General features: G+C 35.5%; 20 protein-coding genes and 1 pseudogene. 19 read left to right on the top strand and 2 right to left on the bottom strand.

The genetic code is table 11. The features are described from left to right. Window positions 1-173: 173 nt before the first annotated feature. The 4 genes from J7E16_RS06745 to J7E16_RS06760 are packed head-to-tail and all read left to right on the top strand — an operon-like array spanning window position 174 to window position 3,119. A complete protein-coding gene (locus J7E16_RS06745; RefSeq protein WP_034547180.1) occupies window positions 174-896 on the top strand; it encodes an amino acid ABC transporter ATP-binding protein in 723 nt (240 codons plus the stop codon). A gap of 32 nt (window positions 897-928) precedes the next feature. Next, a complete protein-coding gene (locus tag J7E16_RS06750; RefSeq protein WP_214890206.1) occupies window positions 929-1,753 on the top strand; it encodes a transporter substrate-binding domain-containing protein in 825 nt (274 codons plus the stop codon). Next, window positions 1,753-2,463 (top strand): amino acid ABC transporter permease, encoded by a 711-nt coding sequence (locus J7E16_RS06755; protein ID WP_214890209.1) that lies wholly within the window; start codon window positions 1,753-1,755, stop codon window positions 2,461-2,463. Before J7E16_RS06750 ends, J7E16_RS06755 begins: the two co-directional genes overlap by 1 nt. Beyond that, on the top strand, window positions 2,460-3,119 hold the full coding sequence (locus tag J7E16_RS06760) for an amino acid ABC transporter permease (protein ID WP_214890212.1): 660 nt from the start codon (window positions 2,460-2,462) through the stop codon (window positions 3,117-3,119). Before J7E16_RS06755 ends, J7E16_RS06760 begins: the two co-directional genes overlap by 4 nt. A 69-nt stretch (window positions 3,120-3,188) precedes the next feature. On the opposite strand, the gene J7E16_RS06765 is transcribed toward J7E16_RS06760, so the two are convergent. Continuing rightward, window positions 3,189-4,043, bottom strand: coding sequence for a DUF72 domain-containing protein (locus tag J7E16_RS06765; protein WP_214890215.1), 855 nt, complete (start codon window positions 4,041-4,043; stop codon window positions 3,189-3,191). A 218-nt stretch (window positions 4,044-4,261) separates the two neighbouring features. Between J7E16_RS06765 and J7E16_RS06770 the strand changes: the two genes are divergently transcribed. The 15 genes from J7E16_RS06770 to J7E16_RS06840 all read left to right on the top strand — a co-directional run bounded on the left by J7E16_RS06770 (window position 4,262) and on the right by J7E16_RS06840 (window position 19,713). Then, window positions 4,262-5,101, top strand: a complete 840-nt coding sequence (locus J7E16_RS06770; RefSeq protein WP_214890218.1) for a Cof-type HAD-IIB family hydrolase — start codon at window positions 4,262-4,264, stop codon at window positions 5,099-5,101. Window positions 5,102-5,320: 219 nt separating this feature from the next. Beyond that, window positions 5,321-7,345 carry a methionine--tRNA ligase gene (gene metG, locus J7E16_RS06775; protein ID WP_214890221.1) on the top strand — a complete coding sequence of 675 codons (2,025 nt, stop codon included), beginning with the start codon at window positions 5,321-5,323 and terminating at the stop codon, window positions 7,343-7,345. A gap of 80 nt (window positions 7,346-7,425) precedes the next feature. Then, entirely contained in the window at window positions 7,426-8,193 is a 768-nt protein-coding gene (locus J7E16_RS06780) for a TatD family hydrolase (RefSeq protein ID WP_214890223.1), read from the top strand. Next, window positions 8,193-8,759, top strand: a complete 567-nt coding sequence (gene rnmV, locus J7E16_RS06785) for a ribonuclease M5 (RefSeq protein ID WP_214890225.1) — start codon at window positions 8,193-8,195, stop codon at window positions 8,757-8,759. Before J7E16_RS06780 ends, rnmV begins: the two co-directional genes overlap by 1 nt. After that, complete coding sequence (rsmA, locus tag J7E16_RS06790) at window positions 8,746-9,639, top strand: 16S rRNA (adenine(1518)-N(6)/adenine(1519)-N(6))-dimethyltransferase RsmA (RefSeq protein WP_214890226.1); 894 nt, start codon at window positions 8,746-8,748, stop codon at window positions 9,637-9,639. Before rnmV ends, rsmA begins: the two co-directional genes overlap by 14 nt. A gap of 158 nt (window positions 9,640-9,797) precedes the next feature. Beyond that, a complete protein-coding gene (locus J7E16_RS06795; RefSeq protein WP_214890227.1) occupies window positions 9,798-10,055 on the top strand; it encodes a Veg family protein in 258 nt (85 codons plus the stop codon). 384 nt (window positions 10,056-10,439) lie between these two features. Beyond that, complete coding sequence (ispE, locus tag J7E16_RS06800) at window positions 10,440-11,291, top strand: 4-(cytidine 5'-diphospho)-2-C-methyl-D-erythritol kinase (protein WP_034547200.1); 852 nt, start codon at window positions 10,440-10,442, stop codon at window positions 11,289-11,291. Between the two features lie 247 nt (window positions 11,292-11,538). Then, on the top strand, window positions 11,539-12,501 hold the full coding sequence (locus J7E16_RS06805; protein ID WP_214890228.1) for a metal ABC transporter substrate-binding protein: 963 nt from the start codon (window positions 11,539-11,541) through the stop codon (window positions 12,499-12,501). A gap of 59 nt (window positions 12,502-12,560) precedes the next feature. Further along, complete coding sequence (locus J7E16_RS06810; RefSeq protein ID WP_214890229.1) at window positions 12,561-13,268, top strand: metal ABC transporter ATP-binding protein; 708 nt, start codon at window positions 12,561-12,563, stop codon at window positions 13,266-13,268. After that, window positions 13,214-14,044 (top strand): metal ABC transporter permease, encoded by an 831-nt coding sequence (locus J7E16_RS06815; protein WP_214890231.1) that lies wholly within the window; start codon window positions 13,214-13,216, stop codon window positions 14,042-14,044. The genes J7E16_RS06810 and J7E16_RS06815 overlap by 55 nt, the downstream gene beginning before the upstream one ends. A gap of 245 nt (window positions 14,045-14,289) precedes the next feature. Then, window positions 14,290-15,111, top strand: a complete 822-nt coding sequence (purR, locus tag J7E16_RS06820) for a pur operon repressor (RefSeq protein ID WP_214890234.1) — start codon at window positions 14,290-14,292, stop codon at window positions 15,109-15,111. A gap of 366 nt (window positions 15,112-15,477) precedes the next feature. Further along, window positions 15,478-15,987 (top strand): SOUL family heme-binding protein, encoded by a 510-nt coding sequence (locus J7E16_RS06825; protein ID WP_214890239.1) that lies wholly within the window; start codon window positions 15,478-15,480, stop codon window positions 15,985-15,987. Window positions 15,988-16,191: 204 nt separating this feature from the next. Beyond that, window positions 16,192-16,932 (top strand): tRNA pseudouridine(38-40) synthase TruA, encoded by a 741-nt coding sequence (gene truA, locus J7E16_RS06830; protein ID WP_214890242.1) that lies wholly within the window; start codon window positions 16,192-16,194, stop codon window positions 16,930-16,932. A gap of 320 nt (window positions 16,933-17,252) precedes the next feature. Further along, complete coding sequence (gene glmU, locus J7E16_RS06835; RefSeq protein ID WP_214890246.1) at window positions 17,253-18,620, top strand: bifunctional UDP-N-acetylglucosamine diphosphorylase/glucosamine-1-phosphate N-acetyltransferase GlmU; 1,368 nt, start codon at window positions 17,253-17,255, stop codon at window positions 18,618-18,620. 103 nt (window positions 18,621-18,723) lie between these two features. Beyond that, complete coding sequence (locus J7E16_RS06840; protein ID WP_034547217.1) at window positions 18,724-19,713, top strand: ribose-phosphate diphosphokinase; 990 nt, start codon at window positions 18,724-18,726, stop codon at window positions 19,711-19,713. Between the two features lie 26 nt (window positions 19,714-19,739). Here J7E16_RS06840 and J7E16_RS06845 read toward each other — a convergent pair. Beyond that, window positions 19,740-19,847 (bottom strand): annotated as a pseudogene (locus tag J7E16_RS06845) (IS30 family transposase); the annotation flags it as partial. Window positions 19,848-19,855: the final 8 nt, after the last annotated feature.

A 19,855-nucleotide genomic window follows, 5' to 3' on the forward strand; every position in this document is an offset into this window, starting at 1 on the left:
GGTGTTTTTGTATAAAAACCGTGTAAGAAAACCTCACATTAAAAAGGCATATATTAATTGATTTCTCATAAACACGAATCTATAATATTGTTTTAAGCAAGAAAAAAGACCTTGCCTAATAAGTAATCTTACGTATTACTCATGAATGTTTTTGTAAAGGAGATGAGACAGAGTTGATCAAGCTACAGAATGTAAATAAATATTTTGGTGACCACCACGTGCTAAAAGACGTTAATTTAGAGGTGGCAGAAGGAGAAAAAGTCGTTATTATAGGGCCTTCTGGTTCTGGAAAAAGTACTACAGTCAGATGCATGAATTTTCTTGAGGAGCCTACAACAGGAGAAGTTTATATAGATGGCAATCAAATAACGGAAAAAAACAAATTAGAAATGGTACGAAATTCTTCTGCTATGGTCTTTCAACAGTTTAATCTATACCCACATATGACGGTGTTAGGAAACCTGACAATCGGACCTATAAAGTTACAGAATAAATCAAAAAAAGAAGCAGAGGAACTGGCTTATCACTATCTAGATATTGTAGGGTTGCGAGAAAAAGCCACAGCTTATCCCTCGACACTCTCTGGAGGCCAACAGCAAAGAGTTGCTATTGCCAGATCACTTTGTTCTGAAAAGAAAATTATTTTGTTTGATGAACCTACATCCGCTTTAGACCCAGAGACGGTTCAAGAAGTTTTGGACGTTATGATCAAACTATCTAGCATGAATATTACAATGGTCGTTGTCACCCACGAAATGGGTTTTGCTAAACAAGTAGCGGACCGTGTCATCTTTATGGACGACGGAATGATCCTAGAAGTTGGACCACCAGAGCATTTCTTTGAAAATCCTACTCATGAAAGAACAAAAGAATTTTTAAGTAAAATTTTAAGATGAAAAATTAGAGGTGTATTTAGGAGGAAAAACAAATGAAAAAAAGAAATCTATTAGCAACAGTTATTTTGTCTAGCGTATTATTCATAGGTGCTTGTTCGTCAGATGACGGTTCAACAACAGAAGCAGACACGACAAAAGGGTCGGATCAAGTAACAATTGCATCAATCAAAGAAGCAGGAGTTTTAAAAGTAGGGGTAAAAGAAGATGTTCCCAATTTTGGATTAAAGAATACGGATACCGGAGAGATAGAAGGTTTTGAAATTGATATTGCTAGAAAGTTAGCGGAAGATATTTTAGGTGATCCGGATGCGATTGAATTGACGCCTGTCACGGCCAAAACACGCGGTCCATTACTGGATAATGGTGAAGTTGATATGATCATTGCTACTTTTACAGTTACAGAAGAACGCAAAGAAACATATAATTTTACAGATGCGTACTATGAAGATGCCGTTGGTTTATTAGTTAAAAAAGATAAAAATTACGAAGGCTTAGAGGATATGGATGAAGCAAACGTTGGTGTAGCACAAAGTTCTACAACGTCAGAAGCCATTACATCAGAAGCTGAACAATACGATATCACAGTAGAATTTTCAGAATACGCTACTTATCCAGAAATTAAAGCGGCATTAGATTCAGGTCGTGTAGATGCATTTAGTGTGGACAGATCTATTTTGGCTGGTTATTTAGATGATTCAACTGAAATTTTGCCAGACCGTTTTGCAACGCAAGATTATGGAATTGCAACGAAGAAAACAAATAGTGAGTTAGCAAAGTATGCAAATGAGTTGATCACTACGTGGGGAGAAGATGATACTCTTGATGGATTGATTTCAAAGTGGGGATTGAGTGAATAATGAAAAGTACAAATCCATTTGCTATGTGGAGGTGGGAGGACCTTTTTCAAAATTTTGATAGTTTTAGTTCTGGATTTTTAAGAACACTCCAAGTAGCCATCTTAGCATTAGTCTTATCATTAGTCATTGGGATAGTTATTGGAATCTTATCAACTGCCCACAACTTGATCCTGCGTTCGATTGCACGAGTATATGTCGAAATTTTTCAAAATATCCCTCTAGTCATTCAAATATTTTTTATGTACAACGGATTAGCAATGGCTGGTTTGGTTTTAAGTGAGTTTACGATTGGGGTAGTGGGAGTAGGCCTGTATCATGGAGCCTACATTGGTGAAGTGGTGCGTGCGGGTATTTTAGCTGTTCCTAAAGGTCAGCAAGAAGCTGCGTATGCACAAGGGTTTAGTTACACTCAAACCATGCGCTACATCATATTGCCGCAAATGGTCAAAGGTATTTTGCCTCCGTTGACCAATCAAGCGGTCAGTTTAATAAAAAATACTTCTGTATTAGCTATCATCGCCGGAGCAGACTTAATGTATGCTGCAGACTCATATGCTTCATTTAGTTTAAACTATGGACCATCCTATGTGGTTGCAGGATTACTTTACTTCATTCTCTGCTTCCCACTGGCTACATTCTCAAGAAAATACGAAGAAAAATTAAAAAATAATGATTCCTTAGTTGTGGATATTCCGGAGGTGATGGAATGATGAACTCCATACAAATCGTTTTTACACGGCCTAACGTATTGTTCTTGTTAGATGGAATAAAGACCACTTTACTGATTTCTTTGTATGTAGTCATCCTTTCAATTGTCTTTGGAACACTCTTAGGATTGGTTAGAAATTATGAAAAGAAGTTTTTTGGGAAATTAGCTGGCTTTTACATCGAGTTGTTCCGCAATACGCCGTTGCTGTTATGGATGTTAGGTTGTGCTTTTCTGATTCCAGGTAGCACGATATTAGTGAAGGCTTCTGTAGCATTGTTTCTTTATACAGCAGCAGTAGTAGCAGAAATTGTGCGTGGTGGATTAAACTCGATACCTAAAGGACAATTTGAAGCCGCTCATTCTCAAGGGTTCTCGTTTTTTCAAACATTAGCGTATATTATTCTGCCGCAAACGTTCAAAAAAATCATTCCTTCTTTATTGTCACAAGTGATTACAACTATTAAAGACACATCATTTCTTGCTGGACTGGGAATTATGGAATTTACAAGAAGTGGTCAAGTGATTTTAGGGAAAGTAACGAAAACTTCTGAAGTGTTTTTGATTTATGGTTTCTTGGCGTTAATTTATTTTATTATTTGTTTTACACTATCTGTGTTAGTAAGAAGTTGGCATAAAAATAACTCTGAAAATGTCTAGTTTGTTCATGCGTTTTAGAAGATAGAAAAAGCGGACTCGTTAATAGTCCGCTTTTTTATTTGAGGAAAATTAAAAATCTTCCTCAAATAAATTTAATTCGGTTTGTTGTGGAGCAAGGTGGTCAAAAGTGAGCTGTAATTTTTTTTGTAATTGTTTAGCATTTTTAGCAGCATGTCCACCAGAGTTATTGTTGAAAATAACAGCGACTTCTTTTGAATCTTTTTCTAATTGATGAATAATTGATACAAACTCATCTAATTCAGCAGAACTATAATCATAAAGCGTTCTTTTTTTTCGCCAATTTGGTCCGCTTGCATCCAACCAGCCTTCATAGTTTCGCCCATGTAAGCGAAATAATGTTAACTCTGCATGCGTTCCTTTGGGGACTAAAGGAACACTATTCCCAGGAGTTTGAGGTTGATCAACAACTGTATGAATAAAGTTGTTTTTCGTTAAAAAGGCCAGGGTATTTTCTTTATTAGTATCACTGAACCAACTGGAATGACGGAACTCAATAGCTACAGGCAGCTCACACATAAACTGTCGTACTTTTCTTAAATACTGAACGTGTTCTGTCGTACAATCAAAATAAGGCGGAAACTGAAATAAAAAGGTTTTTATCCGATTGGCTGTGATCATAGGTTCAAAAGTAGCAATAAAATGATCGAACATCTGCTGCTCAGTCGGGAAAAATTTCACCCAGTTTTTGTGTAAAGTCATGGCTTGAAAAGCCTTTGGGATAAATTGAAAAGCAGCGGGTGTTTTTTCAATCCAGGATAAAATATTTTTAGCAGGTGGAATGGCATAAAAGCTAGTGTCCAATTCTACAAATGGAAAATGAGAACTATAATCTTCCAATCGTTTAGATGTTCGGATAGTCAGTAAATCATGATCAGACCAACCCGTTAGGCCAATAGAAATCATCAGAAAACCTTCTTTCTAGAGTCGTAAATAATTAGCCTTATTGTACCGCAACCGTTATTATGAAAGAAAGCAAAAGGATATTATAATAATTTCGCTGATTAAAACAGATAAAATAAATAACAATCGAAATGTTTCACGCGAAACATTTCGATTGTTATAATACTATTGTTAAAAAAGTGGGTATAGTTAAATGAAAACAAATCAGAGGAGCCCTGGAGATGTATAAACTTGTATTTTTTGATATTGATGGAACACTATTGACAGATAGGAAAAAGATGCCAGATTCTGCTAAAAAAGCCATTCAACATTTAAAATTAAAAGGCATTATACCGGTTATCGCAACTGGAAGAGCGCCTTTTAGAATTGATGAAATTTTAGCATCGCTAGATATTCAAACACATATTACTTTAAATGGGCAATACGTGGTGCATGAAGGAGAAGTTATTCATCAAAATCCGTTATCGGTAGAATCTGTTAAACGATTAGCACTAGCAGCGGAAGCCAATAAGCAACAAATAGCCTTTTGTGGGAGCGATGAGATACTTGGGAATTCAATAGTAACGTTTGGGCAAAAAGGATTGTTGAAAAAAATGATCCAACAAGTTCCCATAGCGCCTCCTAAAAAGGTGATGCAACTGGCTGCGCATTATGTTGGTTCATCCAAAAGAGTGAGGCCGATCTTGCCACATTATTATGAAAACCGCATCATTTATCAGTGCATTATCCACACAACAGAGAAATATGATGACTATTATAAAGAAGCTTTTCCAGATTGTCATTTCACAAGATGGAATCCTTATTCAGTAGACGTGATCTCAAAAGGGGTATCTAAAGCGGTAGGGATACAAAAGCTGATTGAGCATCTAGGGATCGATATGAGTGAAACAGTAGCGTTTGGAGATGGATTGAATGATATTGAAATGTTACAAGCTGTTGGTATGGGGATCGCTATGGAAAACGGGCGTGTAGAATTAAAAAAAATTGCAAATGCTATTACAGCCTCTCCAGAAAATGATGGCATTTTAAAAGGTCTGCAAAGTTTGGATTTATTGCCTTAGGAAGTCTGGAGGCTAACGAAAAAAACTTTGTTTAAGAAGTAAGAATTCATTCGGAATTTACTATTTTCAGTCATTTTCTATGGTATACTATTTCAGAAAGCTTTTGAGGAAAATCAATTTAAATAAAAAAGCACCCTACTCATTTGTTATCTAAACGTACCTTCTTTTCTAAAAGATGGTTAGAATAGAGTAGTTAAACCTACTAAGGAGGCACCTAAAGTGACTGAGAAAAAAACTTTTTATATTACAACACCTATTTACTATCCAAGTGGAAAATTGCACATTGGAAATGCCTATTCAACAATTGCGTGTGATGTTATGGCACGCTACAAAAGAATGCAAGACTTTGATGTTTTCTATTTGACAGGTAGCGATGAGCATGGCCAAAAAATTGAAAAAAAAGCGCAAGAATTGAATATTACACCACAAAAATATGTGGACCAAATGGCTGAAGGTATGCAAAAATTATGGAAACTGTTGGAAATCAGCAATGATAAATTTATCCGAACAACTGACCCAGTACATGAAAAAGTTGTAGCGGATATTTTCGAACGCTTTTTAGCGCAAGGGGATATTTATCTAGATGAATATGAAGGCTGGTATTCGGTTCCAGATGAAACATTTTATACTGAAACACAACTAGTCGACATTGAACGCGATGACCAAGGAAATATTGTTGGCGGCAAATCACCAGACAGTGGACATCCTGTAGAGTTGATCAAAGAAGAGTCTTATTTCTTTAGAATGAGTAAATACTCAGACCGTTTACTAACTTACTACAATGAACACCCAGATTTTATTCAGCCCGAATCACGTAAAAATGAAATGATCAATAATTTTATCAAACCAGGTTTGGAAGATTTAGCTGTTTCGCGTACAACGTTTACTTGGGGTGTTAAAGTACCAAGCAATCCTAAGCACGTTATTTACGTATGGATCGATGCATTAGCAAATTATATTACTGCATTAGGTTACGGTACCGATGATACGTCTTTATTTGATAAATTTTGGCCAGGAGATGTACACATGGTCGGAAAAGAAATCGTTCGTTTCCATACGATTTATTGGCCAATTATGCTTATGGCACTAGATTTACCATTGCCTAAAAAAATATTCGGTCACGGCTGGTTATTGATGAAAGACGGTAAGATGTCTAAATCAAAAGGAAATGTTGTCTACCCAGAAATGTTGGTAGAACAGTACGGATTAGATGCTTTGCGCTATTACTTGATGCGTGAAGTGACTTTTGGAAGCGACGGCGTGTTTACACCAGAAGATTTTGTTTCACGTGTGAATTATGATTTAGCTAATGATTTAGGAAATCTATTGAACCGTACGATCGCGATGATCAATAAGTATTTTGACGGAGAAGTTCCAAGTTATACTGGAAACGTTACGGATTTTGATGCGATTCTAAAGGAAACAGCCGAAAAAGTTTGTGTGGACTACCAAGAAGAAATGGAAAATATGCAATTTAGCAGTGCTTTAAGTCATATTTGGGTATTGATCTCACGTGCTAATAAATACATTGATGAAACGGCTCCATGGAAGTTAGCAAAAGAAGCAGATAAGAAAACTGAATTGGCGAGTGTCATGGTCCATCTAGCGGAAACGCTTCGTATTTCAGCTATTTTGTTGCAGCCTTTCCTAACTCATACACCTAAAGATATTTTTGCTCAATTAGGGGTCGAGGGAGAATCTGCTGGAAATTGGTCAACGGTCCAATTTGGCTCATTCCCTGAAAACACTAAAGTGATCAAAAAGGGTACACCTATTTTTCCGCGTTTAGATATTGATTTGGAAGTTGCTTACATTAAAGAGCAAATGGCAGGTGTTTCTGGTAATCAAGAGCAAGAAGTTAAATATGAAACAAAATGGGATCCTTCAGAAACTGTTTTAAGTTCAACAAAAGAAAAACAAATTAAATATGAAGATTTTGACAAAGTTGAATTGAAAGTTGCTGAAGTTATCGATTGTCAAAAAGTAGAAGGAGCAGATAAGCTCTTGAAATTCCGTTTGGATGCTGGGGATGAAGGTCATCGTCAGATCCTTTCTGGAGTGGCAGAGTGGTATCCGAATCCAGAAGCTTTGATCGGTAAAAAAGTTGTGATCGTTGCGAACTTAAAACCGCGTAAAATGCGTGGGGAAATCAGTCAAGGAATGATTTTATCAGCTGAAAAAGATGGCAAATTACAAATTGTTGAAGCACCAAGTGAGGCTCCAAACGGATCTGAAGTTGCTTAAAATCATATAAAACGAATACCCTGCTGGAAACTAATTTAGCAGGGTGTTTCTGTTAATGAAGAAAAAGAAAGGGTGGTACTATGTTATTTGATACGCATACGCATATTAATGCAGAAGAATTTGATAATGAGATTCCAGAAACCGTGCAACGTGCAATTGAAAATGACGTTACTAGAATGGCCGTTGTTGGATTTGATACTGAAACGATAAAAAAAACGTTAGCCTTAAGCAAAGAATATCCAGAAGTTTACAGTATTATTGGTTGGCATCCTACTGAAAGCTATTTGTACACTGAAGAAATTGAAGAAAAGTTATATCAGCAATTGCAATTACCAAAAGTTGTGGCAATGGGCGAAATGGGTTTAGACTATCATTGGGATACTTCTCCAAAAGATGTCCAAAAGGATGTTTTTCATAGACAGATCCAAATTGCAAAAGAGTTAAAGATGCCTATCAGTATTCATATGAGAGATTCTATTGAGGATACCTATGAGCTGATGAAGAAAGAACATGTTGAAGATATTGGCGGAATCATGCATAGCTTTAGCGGCGATGCATTATGGATGGAACGTTTTTTAGATTTGGGGATGCATATTTCTGTAAGTGGCGTCATCACTTTTAAGAATGCTCCTGAAGTGAGAGAAGTAGCTAAAACGGCTCCTTTTGATAAATTATTGATTGAAACGGATGCTCCTTACTTGGCACCAATGCCATTCAGAGGCAAACGGAATGAACCGGCATATGTCAAATATGTAGCCGAAGAAGTAGCTAAACAAAGAGGCATTAGTTATGAAGAAGTAGCTAAACAAACAATGCAAAATGCCAATCGTTTATTTAGGTTAGTTTAATGGAAAAAATAAAAGAAATTATTGTTGTTGAAGGACGCGATGATACAAGACGTATTTTGGAATCAGTTGAAGCAGATACGATTGAAACAAAAGGTTCGGCTATTGATGAAGAAACATTAAAGCTGATAGAAAAAGCTTACGAAACAAGAGGTGTTATTGTCTTTACAGATCCAGATTTTCCTGGTGAAAAAATCCGGAAAATCATTTCCCAAGCCGTTCCAGGAGTGAAACATGCTTTTTTAACAAAAGCTGAGACTAGAGCAAAGGGTAAAGGCAGTTTGGGTATTGAACATGCTTCGCCTGAAGCGATACGTGCAGCATTATCGAAATGCTACACCGAAACCATAGCTAAAGAGTCGCTCATCTCTAAAGAATTGTTAATGGATGCTGGTTTGATCATGGGACCAAATGCTCGAATGAGACGAACAAAATTGGGTGAGAAACTCAACATAGGTTACACTAATGGAAAGCAACTTCAAAAGAGATTGCAAATGTTTCAAATCTCGCCTGAAGAAGTTGTAACAGTGATGCAACAAATTTTGGAGGAAGAAAATGACAACGCATAAAGATATAGCAACCCCATCAAGAACCAAAGAAATAATGGAGAAATACGGTTTCTCAGTAAAGAAGAGCTTAGGGCAGAATTTTATTGTGGATCCTAATATTTTAAGTAATATTGTAGCAGCATCGGATATAGATAAGAATACAAACGTTATTGAAGTTGGACCCGGTATCGGAGCGTTGACCGAACATCTTGCAAGAGCAAGTAAGGAGGTTATTGCTTTTGAAATAGATAACCGTTTATTGCCAGTTTTAGCAGATACCCTTAGTCCTTATGATAATGTTTCTATTGTCCATAGCGACGTACTTAAGGTCAATTTACAACAAGCTTTACCTGAAATGATTGATTTAGATGAACCTTTAGTCGTGGTGGCAAATTTACCTTACTATATTACAACACCTATTATTATGCATTTCTTGGAGACACCTGTTCGAATCGATGGATTAACGATCATGATGCAAAAAGAAGTGGCTGAACGGATAACAGCTGCTCCAGGAAGCAAAGCCTATGGATCTTTATCGATAGCTATTCAATACCACATGAAAGCAGAAATTGCTTTCATTGTCCCTAAAACAGTCTTTATACCACAGCCAAATATTGATTCTGCCATCATTAAGCTAACCAGAAGAGCTACACCAAGTGTAACGGTCAAGAATGAAAAATCTTTTTTTGCGCTTGTTCGTTCGGCTTTTGTACAAAGACGTAAAACACTTTGGAATAATTTATTGATCAGATATGGCAAAGAGGATAGTACTAGAGAAAAACTTACCAAAGCCCTAGAAGTGGCAGGTATTGATCCAAAACGTCGTGGCGAAACACTGAGCTTGGAAGAATTTGCTCGTTTATCTGATGCAATTGATGAAATTGTATTAGAAAAAGATTAATTTTTTTTCGGAAATAAGCCTATGTATCAATGGTATCAAGAGATTAAAAAAAAGTTTATATGAGAGAATTATTATTTGTGCAAGCTGTTTTCTTATGGTATACTTGTAAAATTTCACATAGTATGGTATACTTACACTAGATGAGTGAGGTGAATCTGATGCCAAGTACATTAGCAGACATTAAAGAGAGCTTAGATGATCATTTAGGTAAAAAGATTATGTTGACCGCGCAAGCTGGTCGAAAGAAAAAAACCGAACGTAAAGGTATTTTAGCCGACACTTACCATTCAGTATTTGTGGTTGAGCTAGACCAAGAAGAAAATTCATTTGAACGTGTTTCATATAGTTACACAGATGTTTTAACTCAATCCGTAGAAATTGAATATATTGGTGAAGAAAATCGTCAATTAGCTTAAATCATAAAATTAAAATCAAATAGAACCAATTTTAACGAGCTATTGTAAGCTCGTTTTTTTTGTATAGACTCAAGTAAACAGTGAAATAATTTTTTGGAAAATTTTATTAGAATGAAAATTGTATTAACGGCTCCTCGTACATAAAGAGAAGAGGTCTGAGACATTTTTGTCTTGGACCTTTTTCTATTAGAAAAAAAGTATTTTGAATAGATTAAAAGCCTAAAATAGCTCCATTATGGCGAATGTTACTAATTAGAGGCTATTAATTTAAACTTTTTATACTATTTAAGTTAAATTATGCCTTTCTTGCTTTTCAAATCTTTTCTTTTAGGCTAGTATGTTTTACAGACAATAGAAAATATGCAGGAAAGGAGTGAAGTGTAAATGGAGATAATAGAAAAGGCCCCGGCAAAAATTAATTTAAGCTTGGATGTGTTGTATAAAAGAGCAGATGGTTACCATGAAATGGAGATGGTAATGACTTCAATTGACTTGGCAGATCGTATAGTGTTAAAAACAATTGAAGAGGATCGAATCGTTATTCAGTCAACGAATGGCTTTTTACCACTAGATCAAAGAAATCATGCGTACAAAGCAGCGAAACTTTTAAAAGAAACCTATCAGATCAAAAAAGGTGTCAATATAAGTATTGAAAAAAAAATTCCAATTGCTGCTGGTCTAGCCGGTGGCAGTAGTGATGCGGCTGCTACGTTAAGAGGACTTAATCGATTATGGCATTTGAACTTGAGCAATGATGAACTAGCTCTTCTAGGAGAACAAATTGGCTCGGATGTTCCCTACTGTATTTACGGTGGAACGGTCTATGCAACCGGGCGAGGAGAAAAAATCAAACAAATTGATACCTTGCCACAATGTTGGGTAGTGCTGGTTAAACCTAAAAAAGGGATTTCAACCTGGACCATTTTTGAGAATCTTTCGTTTGAACAACTAGTTCATCCCGAAACAAAAAAAATGTTAGCAGCTATTCAAGAAAAAAATTATATTCAAATGGCTAGCAGTACGGGTAATGCGTTAGAAACCGTATCTGCTATAAAACAACCAGATATTAAGCGTATCAAAAAAAAGATGCTCCAGTTTGGAGCGGATGCTGCTTTAATGAGTGGAAGCGGCCCTACAGTTTATGCTTTATGTGAAAAATACTCAAAAGCTCAAAGAGTGTATAATGGTCTAAAAGGATTTTGTAATGAAGTTTACTTAGTGCGCACACTAAAGTAGACCAAAGAAGGTCATGCAAGGTGGGGACGAGGCAAAATTTTCGTCCCCACCTTATATATTTAGGTAATTATTCTAGAATAGACTTTAAAAATCCGTTTCGAATTTAAATTTTTTCTTTACATAGTCTTTTTTTCTTGACGGACATAGCAGATAATGATAAGCTACATAATGGATTTTAAATAGTAATGGTTACGATTTAGATGAAAGCAGTAGTTAAATAAAAAAATTAAAGGAGGATAAAAGTCCAATGAATAGAAAAAAAAGAATTGGAGTTATATCTCTATTTTCTATCTTACTGATTGCAGCAGTAGGATGTGGGAATCAGGAAGATACTCAGCCAAAATCAAATACATTAAAAGTTGTTACAACTTTTTATCCAATGTATGATTTCACAAAAAATGTGGCTGGAGACAAAGCAGAAATAACAATGTTGTTAGAAGCAGGTACAGATACACATGGTTATGAACCAAGTGCGAAAGAAGTTACGGCAATTTCAGATGCCGATGTTTTTATATACAACAGTGAAGAAATGGAAGTTTGGGTCCCAAGCGTTTTAGACAGTATTGATACAGAAAATACGGTTGTTATAAATGCTAGCGAAGGGATCTCTTTATTGGAATCAACTGAAGATCCCGACGAGCATGAAGCAGAAGAACAGGATCATGAAGAAGCAGAAGAACAGGGTCATGAAGTAGATCCTCATATTTGGTTGGATCCTGTACTTGCTCAAGAAGAAGTTAGCAACATCAAAGAAGGCCTGATTGCTGCAGATCCAGAAAATAAAGACGTGTATGAAACAAATGCAATCGATTATAATGAAAAATTACAGGCCTTAGATCAAGAATTTGAAATGGCATTTAGTGGAGCGACAAAACGTACGTTTGTGACTCAACATGCGGCTTTTGCCTATTTAGCTGATAGATATAACTTAGAACAAGTTTCGATTGCTGGGATTTCAACCGAACAAGAGCCAAGTCCAGCTAAGTTGGCTGAGCTACAAGATTATGTAAAAGAGAACGATATAAACTATATCTATTATGCAGAAGCATCTTCTAGTCAAATTGCTGAAACATTGGCAAATGAAACGGGTACACAATTAGAAATATTAAATCCGGTTGAAGGTATTACGACAGAGGATCAAGAAAAAGGGATCGATTATATTCAAGTAATGAAAAATAATCTTGCGGCTCTTCAAAAAAGTATCAATTAAAGCAACAGTAATTGGAGTGAAAGCTCTTTTCGCTAGGTAAAAAGAAAGAAGGGATATCCATGCATTACGTTGAAGTAAATGATTTATCTTTTTATTATGATGAAGAACCAGTATTAGAAAATATTTCGTTTACGGTCGATCCTGGTGAGTTTGTTATGCTAACAGGAGAAAATGGAGCCGCAAAATCAACCCTATTGCGCAATATTTTAGGGCTGCTTAAACCAACTAAAGGAACAGCTAAAATTTCTGCTGTCAATAATAGAAATGAACCGTTGGCAATTGGCTACATTCCACAACAAGTAGCTTCTTTTAATGCGGGTTTTCCTAGTACAGTCTTGGAATTGGTTCGATCAGGCCGTTATCAAAGAGGGAAATGGTTTAAACGCTTAGATGCTGAAGATCATGAGCATGTTGAACGTGCATTGAAATCAGTAGGTATGTGGGATTTACGCCAAAAAAAAATTGGAGAACTTTCTGGAGGACAAAAGCAACGGATTTCATTAGCTCGTATTTTTGCAACAGATCCAGATTTGTTTGTTCTAGATGAACCTACTACCGGTATGGATCTAGAATCTAGAACCGATTTTTATGAATTGTTAAAGCACAACAGTGAGTTTCATGGCAAAGGCATTTTAATGGTAACGCATGATCATGAAGATATTAAAAACTATGCGGATAGGCACATTCGGCTTGTACGAAAGGAGGATTCCCCATGGAGATGTTTTTCTATGGATTCATGCAGCGAGCATTCCAAGCCGCATTCTTAATTGCGGTTATTGCTCCTATTTTAGGTCTCTTCTTAGTTCTTAGAAGGCAATCATTAATGGCAGATACTTTAGCCCATATTTCTTTAGCAGGAATTGCATTGGGGCTATTTTTAAATGTGAATCCAACTTTTATGACGTTGGTCGTAGTAATTATTGCGGCAGTGATCATAGAGTATTTAGGAAGTTTGTATAAATCTTATTCTGAAATTTCAATTGCTATCCTGATGTCTACTGGAATGTCCTTAGCGCTTGTCTTAATGAGTCTAAGCAGCGGTGGATCCACTACTACTATCCAACAGTATTTATTCGGGTCAATTGTGACGATCAGTCAACCACAACTTTACTTATTAGTGGCATTATTTATAATTGTAGTAGTATTATTTTTTGTCTTTCGCAGACCGATGTATGTGTTGACTTTTGATGAAGATACAGCTTTCACAGCTGGCTTGCCAGCACGATTGATGTCGATCCTCTTTAATGTGATTACAGGGGTCACAATTGCAGTAATCATGCCAATTGCAGGAGCCTTGCTTGTATCAGCTATTATGATTCTGCCAGCAGCTATTGCCATGCGGATAAGCAATAGTTTCAAATGGGTTATTTTTGTAGGAATCGTTGTCGGTATTACAGGTATGTTTACAGGACTGACAGTTTCATATGAATGGGGTACTCCACCAGGTGCAACGATAACCTTAATATTTATTGCCATTTTTGTGATTACAACAGTAACGATGAAAATAGTCCAACAAATGAGATATAAAAAAAGTCGATCATAATAAATAATCGAATATGAAAAAAGGATTGAGTTTTTGCTCAATCCTTTTTTCATTCAGTTAAAGTATAAATTAAATGAATACGAAGGTTCGTATTTTTTTTAATGAGAAACTGCTGATAAAAACGAACGTTTTTATCATATTATTTAAAAAGCTACCTTTTTACGTACGAAACGCGTATAATAATGTTTGATAGAAATAATGACCTGGCAAAATTAAAAAAATAAAACGATAGAAAAGGTGAAATAATGAAAATAAAAAGAAGTGAACGCTTGATTGACATCACGCGCTATATGTTAGAACGACCTCATATGTTAGTACCACTTACCTATTTTGCTAACCGTTATGATTCTGCTAAATCTTCTATTAGTGAAGATTTAAGTATCGTTAAAAAAACGTTTAGAGAAAGAGGTACCGGAACGCTAGAAACCGTTCCTGGAGCAGCAGGAGGAGTGCGTTATATACCTCAAATCGCAAAAGATGAAGCTGAAGAATTTGTGAAAGAAATGTGTGAACGTTTATCAGAATCAGATCGTTTATTACCAGGTGGATATGTCTATCTATCTGACTTGTTAGGACAACCAAGTGTGCTGCGCCAAGTAGGGAAAATTATTGCAACTAAATATTTAGAACAACCGATTGACGCTGTTATGACAGTAGCGACAAAAGGCGTACCAATTGCTCAAGCAGTATCAACGTATTTGAATGTGCCCTTTGTTATTGTCCGCCGGGATTCTAAAATAACAGAAGGATCAACGGTTAGTGTCAATTATGTTTCTGGATCCTCAGATCGTGTTGAAAAAATGGAGTTATCTAAAAGAAGTTTACGTCGTGGATCTCGAGTATTGATCGTAGATGATTTCATGAAAGGCGGAGGTACCGTTAATGGTATGAAGAGCTTGATCGAAGAATTTGAAGCAGAACTAGTTGGGATCACTGTTTTTGCAGAGTCTACGTTTAGTGGTAATAGAATGGTTGATGAATACACTTCTCTTTTATGTGTTGATGAAGTGAATGTCCGCGAGAAAACAATACATGTACAACCCGGAAATTATTTCAATAAAAGTTGATTTGTCAAATCAAGCTAAATCAAATAGCTTCATCCATGTGACTTGAAAAGCTTCTCAATAATAGTATCAGGTGTCCATCTTTATTGTTATAGATACTTACCAATTTTAGTGATTAAGGTATTCTGGCGTTAATAAACCTCTAACATCACTAGTTCATCCGTATTAATATGAGTGTATAACGAAAGATTTTTTCTCTTTTTTCAGCATAAGTTTATGTTTAAGGTATAAAAAAATAGGAAATCGTACTAGTATATTAAACTAGGATAAGCTGCAAATAGTTAGTTGGAATATAATCATGAAGGATATAGAATTAAAAATGATATAATAAGGATATAATCATTAACTTATTATGAATGGAGTGATTCTATGAGTAAATATGAAACACCGGATTATGATGTATTGATGAAAGAAGAGGAATTTGAGATAAGAAAATATGTTGATTTTTTTATCGTCGAATATGAAAATACAAATGATCCGGAAATTAGAAATGGATTTGGCTCGTTATTCAAGTATATATCTAGTGACAATAAAGAAAACGAAAAAATTTCAATGACGATACCGGTTATTCAAGAAGAAACTGAAGAAAAAAAGAAAATGGCATTTGTTGTTCCAGAAAAGTATAGTAACCAAATACCAGAGCCGAACAACCCAAATTTAAAAGTGAAAAAGTTCGATAAAGGTTTATTCGGATCAATACAGTATTCAGGTTTTTCTAATGAATCAAAAGAATTGAAAATGAAGAAAAGATTAGAAGCATGGATACTGGAAAAGGGTTATGAAAGGCAATCAAATTATATGTTAGCTTCTTACAACGCGCCGCTTGTGCCGCCTATGTTTAGAAGAAATGAAATATGGGCTAGAATTAGTAAAGTTTAAGTTAGAAAATGAGTTTATAATAACCGACTTATTAAAAAAGCTATGCTTGTTGAACTGCGTCTGTTCAAATGAAGAAGTTAATAAACAAAAATTATTATTTAGCACTAAATGTGATCATTGGTTAATCTAATAGGTTGATACAGGTCTGATAATGAAGTGTACGATATAAAACATGAACAGAATAAGATGAATATGAGGGATAAAATGAGAAATATTAAAATGACGATTGAATATGATGGCGGCAGATATTTAGGCTGGCAAAGACTTAGTGATTCAGATAAAACGATTCAAGGAAAAATAGAAAATGTTTTATCAGCAATGACAGGAGATAAAATTGAAATAATCGGATCCGGACGTACGGATGCAGGAGCTCATGCTAATGGGCAGGTAGCCAATTTTAAAACAATAGCTACCATGGAATTTCCAGCGATGTTAGACCATCTAAACCGTTATCTTCCACGTGATATTATCGTGAAGAAACTTGAGGAAGTACCAGAAAGATTCCATGCTAGGTATAATGCTAATGGAAAAAAATACAGCTACTATGTCTGGAATAATCCTATACCCTCTGTATTTGAGCGCAATTTCAGTTATGATTACCCTGGAGAACTTGATATTGCTAAAATGAACGAGGCTTGCAACAAACTTGTTGGAAAACATGACTTTATCGGTTTCTCTTCTCTAAAGAAATCAAAAAAATCGACAGTTAGGACTATCGATGAAATCAAGATCCAAAAAGAAGGCGATCTGTTACACTTTACGTTTACCGGAGAAGGATTCTTATACAAAATGATTAGAATCATTATGGGAACGATTATAGAAATTGGATTGGGTATGACGGAACCGGAGGCTATTGACGCCATCTTTAAGAGCGGGATCAGAAGTGATGCCGGTATGACTGTGCCTTCTCAAGGACTATTTTTAGATGAAGTTTATTACGATTGACAAGCTTGAATGATACCTTTAGATGTTTTCAGCCTAAAGTACGTTTGAATGGATCACGAATGACTTTTTAGTTATCTAATTTATTTTATGATCTGCTAAAAAAATAGTAAGGACATTAGTAATTAAGTTACTTTTGTCCTTATTTTATTTTCCCATTGATACCAGAGGAAAAAACAGAGGATCTATATTGTATCTTGAAAACTCACGGTGTATAAGCTATTATACAATAGGAGACTTAGTAGTAAAAAGCCTTTAATTAAATTAAAAAAATCAAGTAATTAAACATTTAAAAGTAACTAAATTAGATAGGGGTTTATGTAATGTTACAACGTTATGCAGTTATATTAGCAGCAGGACAAGGTTCAAGAATGAAATCTAAGTTATATAAAGTATTGCATCCAGTTGCAGGAAAACCTATGGTTGGTCATGTAGTTAGTCAAGTCGAAGCTGTAGGTGCAGATAAGATCGTAACGATTGTTGGAGTTGGTGCTGAAAAAGTAAAGGATTACCTTGGAACGCGTTCTGAATACGCGGTTCAGTTTGAACAGTTAGGGACAGGACATGCTGTTATTCAAGCTGAAGAACTTTTAAAAGATAAAGAAGGAACGACATTGGTTATTTGTGGGGATACGCCACTTTTAACAGCCGAAACATTAAGCCATTTATTTGATAATCATCAAGAACAAGGGGCAAAAGCAACTATTCTAACAGCACATGCTGAAAATCCTACTGGTTATGGTCGAGTGATTCGGAATGGATTAGGAAATGTTGAAAAAATAGTTGAACAAAAAGATGCTAGCTCAGAAGAATTACAAGTTCAAGAAATCAATACAGGAACGTATTGCTTCGACAATCAATTATTGTTTGAAGCACTTAAACAAGTTGGAAATGATAATGTTCAAGGCGAATATTATTTGCCAGATGTGATTGAAATATTAAAAAAACAAGAATACGTCGTTTCAGCTTATAAAATGGACTATGAGGAAGAAGCGTTGGGTGTTAATGACCGCATTGCTCTAGCCGAAGCAGCTAAATTAATGAGACGTCGAATCAATAAAAAACATATGCAAAATGGTGTTACCTTTGTTGATCCAGCTACAACTTATATTGACAGTGAGGTTGAAATTGGTTCAGATACAATTATTGAAGCTGGAGTGATCCTTAAAGGCAAGACCGTTATTGGAGAGGATTGCCTTATTGGGTCAAATTCCGAAATTTCAAATAGTGAAATTGGGAATCAAGTTCAAGTGAAAAGTTCTACTATTGTAGATTCTACGATGTCAGATAATAGCAATATTGGACCATATAGTCATCTACGACCAAATAGTACGATTGGAAATTCTGTTCACATCGGAAATTTTGTTGAAATCAAAAATGCAATCATTGCTAAAGATACTAAAGTAGGGCATTTAACTTATATTGGAGATGCTGATTTAGGGGAAAATATTAATGTCGGATGTGGCACTGTTTTTGTTAATTATGATGGGAAACATAAACACCGCACAACTATTGGCGATAATGTATTTATAGGGTGCAATGCTAACTTAGTTGCGCCAGTTAAAATTGAAACAAATGTTTACATTGCTGCAGGTTCCACTATTACTAAAGATGTATCTGCTGAGTCGCTTGCTATCGCAAGAGCTCGTCAAGAGAATAAACCGAATTACTTTGACAAGTTGCCACATTAAAAATTAACTATAAATTACTAAATTGCTTGATTTTCAGTGAAAAATTAACTATTATTGATGGGTATGAAGTAAACAAGTTGCAAATAAAAAAGTGGAGGTAACTATGTCAGAACAGTATTTTGATTCTAAGTTAAAGATTTTTGCGTTAAACTCAAATAGGCCATTAGCAGAAAAAATTGCTGAATCAGTAGGAGTAGAATTAGGGAAACTATCTGTGGATCAATTCAGCGATGGAGAAATTAGAATCAATATTGAAGAAAGCATTCGTGGATCACATGTCTATATTATTCAGTCAACATCAAGTCCCGTAAATGATAACATAATGGAATTATTGATTATGATTGACGCTTTAAAACGTGCAAGTGCATTAACAATTAATATTGTTATGCCGTATTATGGCTATGCAAGACAAGACCGTAAAGCTCGTTCTAGAGAACCTATTACTGCAAAACTCGTTGCTAATATGATTACTGCTGCTGGAGCGGACCGTATGCTGACTTTAGACTTACATGCTGCTCAAATTCAAGGGTTTTTCGATATGCCTGTCGACCATTTGGTAGGTGCTCCTCTTTTAGCAAATTATTTCTTAACGCAAGGAATTGTTACTGAAGGAGATGACGTAGTTGTTGTTTCACCAGATCACGGAGGAGTGACCCGTGCCCGTAAATTATCTGAATTCTTAAAATCATCAATTGCTATTATTGACAAACGTCGTCCTAAAGCAAATGTAGCCGAAGTTATGAATATTATTGGAAACGTAAAAGGAAAAAAATGTATTTTGATTGACGATATGATCGATACTGCAGGAACGATTACATTAGCCGCTCAAGCTCTTTCTGAAGCAGGAGCTACTGAGGTTTATGCATGCTGTACACATCCTGTCTTATCAGGTCCAGCTATCGATAGAATTCAAAATTCAGTAATCAAACAATTGATTGTTACAGATTCAATTTATCTTCCTGAAGATAAAAAAATCGACAAAATTGTTGAAGTAAGTATTAGTAATTTAATGGGTAATGCGATTACGCGTATCCATGAAAACAGATCAGTTAGTCCATTATTTGAAAAAAAATATACGGATGTAATAAAATAATTGAATTTATTTCATAATCTGATTTGTCAAATTAAGCTAGACAGAACATCTTCATTCATGTAACTCAAAAATACTTCCAATGGTGTTTGATAGTTCAATGACTTTCTTGGAATAGTATTTCTCTTATCTGCAATTTATGAAA

It is taken from the genome of Carnobacterium sp. ISL-102 (assembly GCF_018612935.1).
Classification (GTDB): domain Bacteria; phylum Bacillota; class Bacilli; order Lactobacillales; family Carnobacteriaceae; genus Carnobacterium_B; species Carnobacterium_B alterfunditum.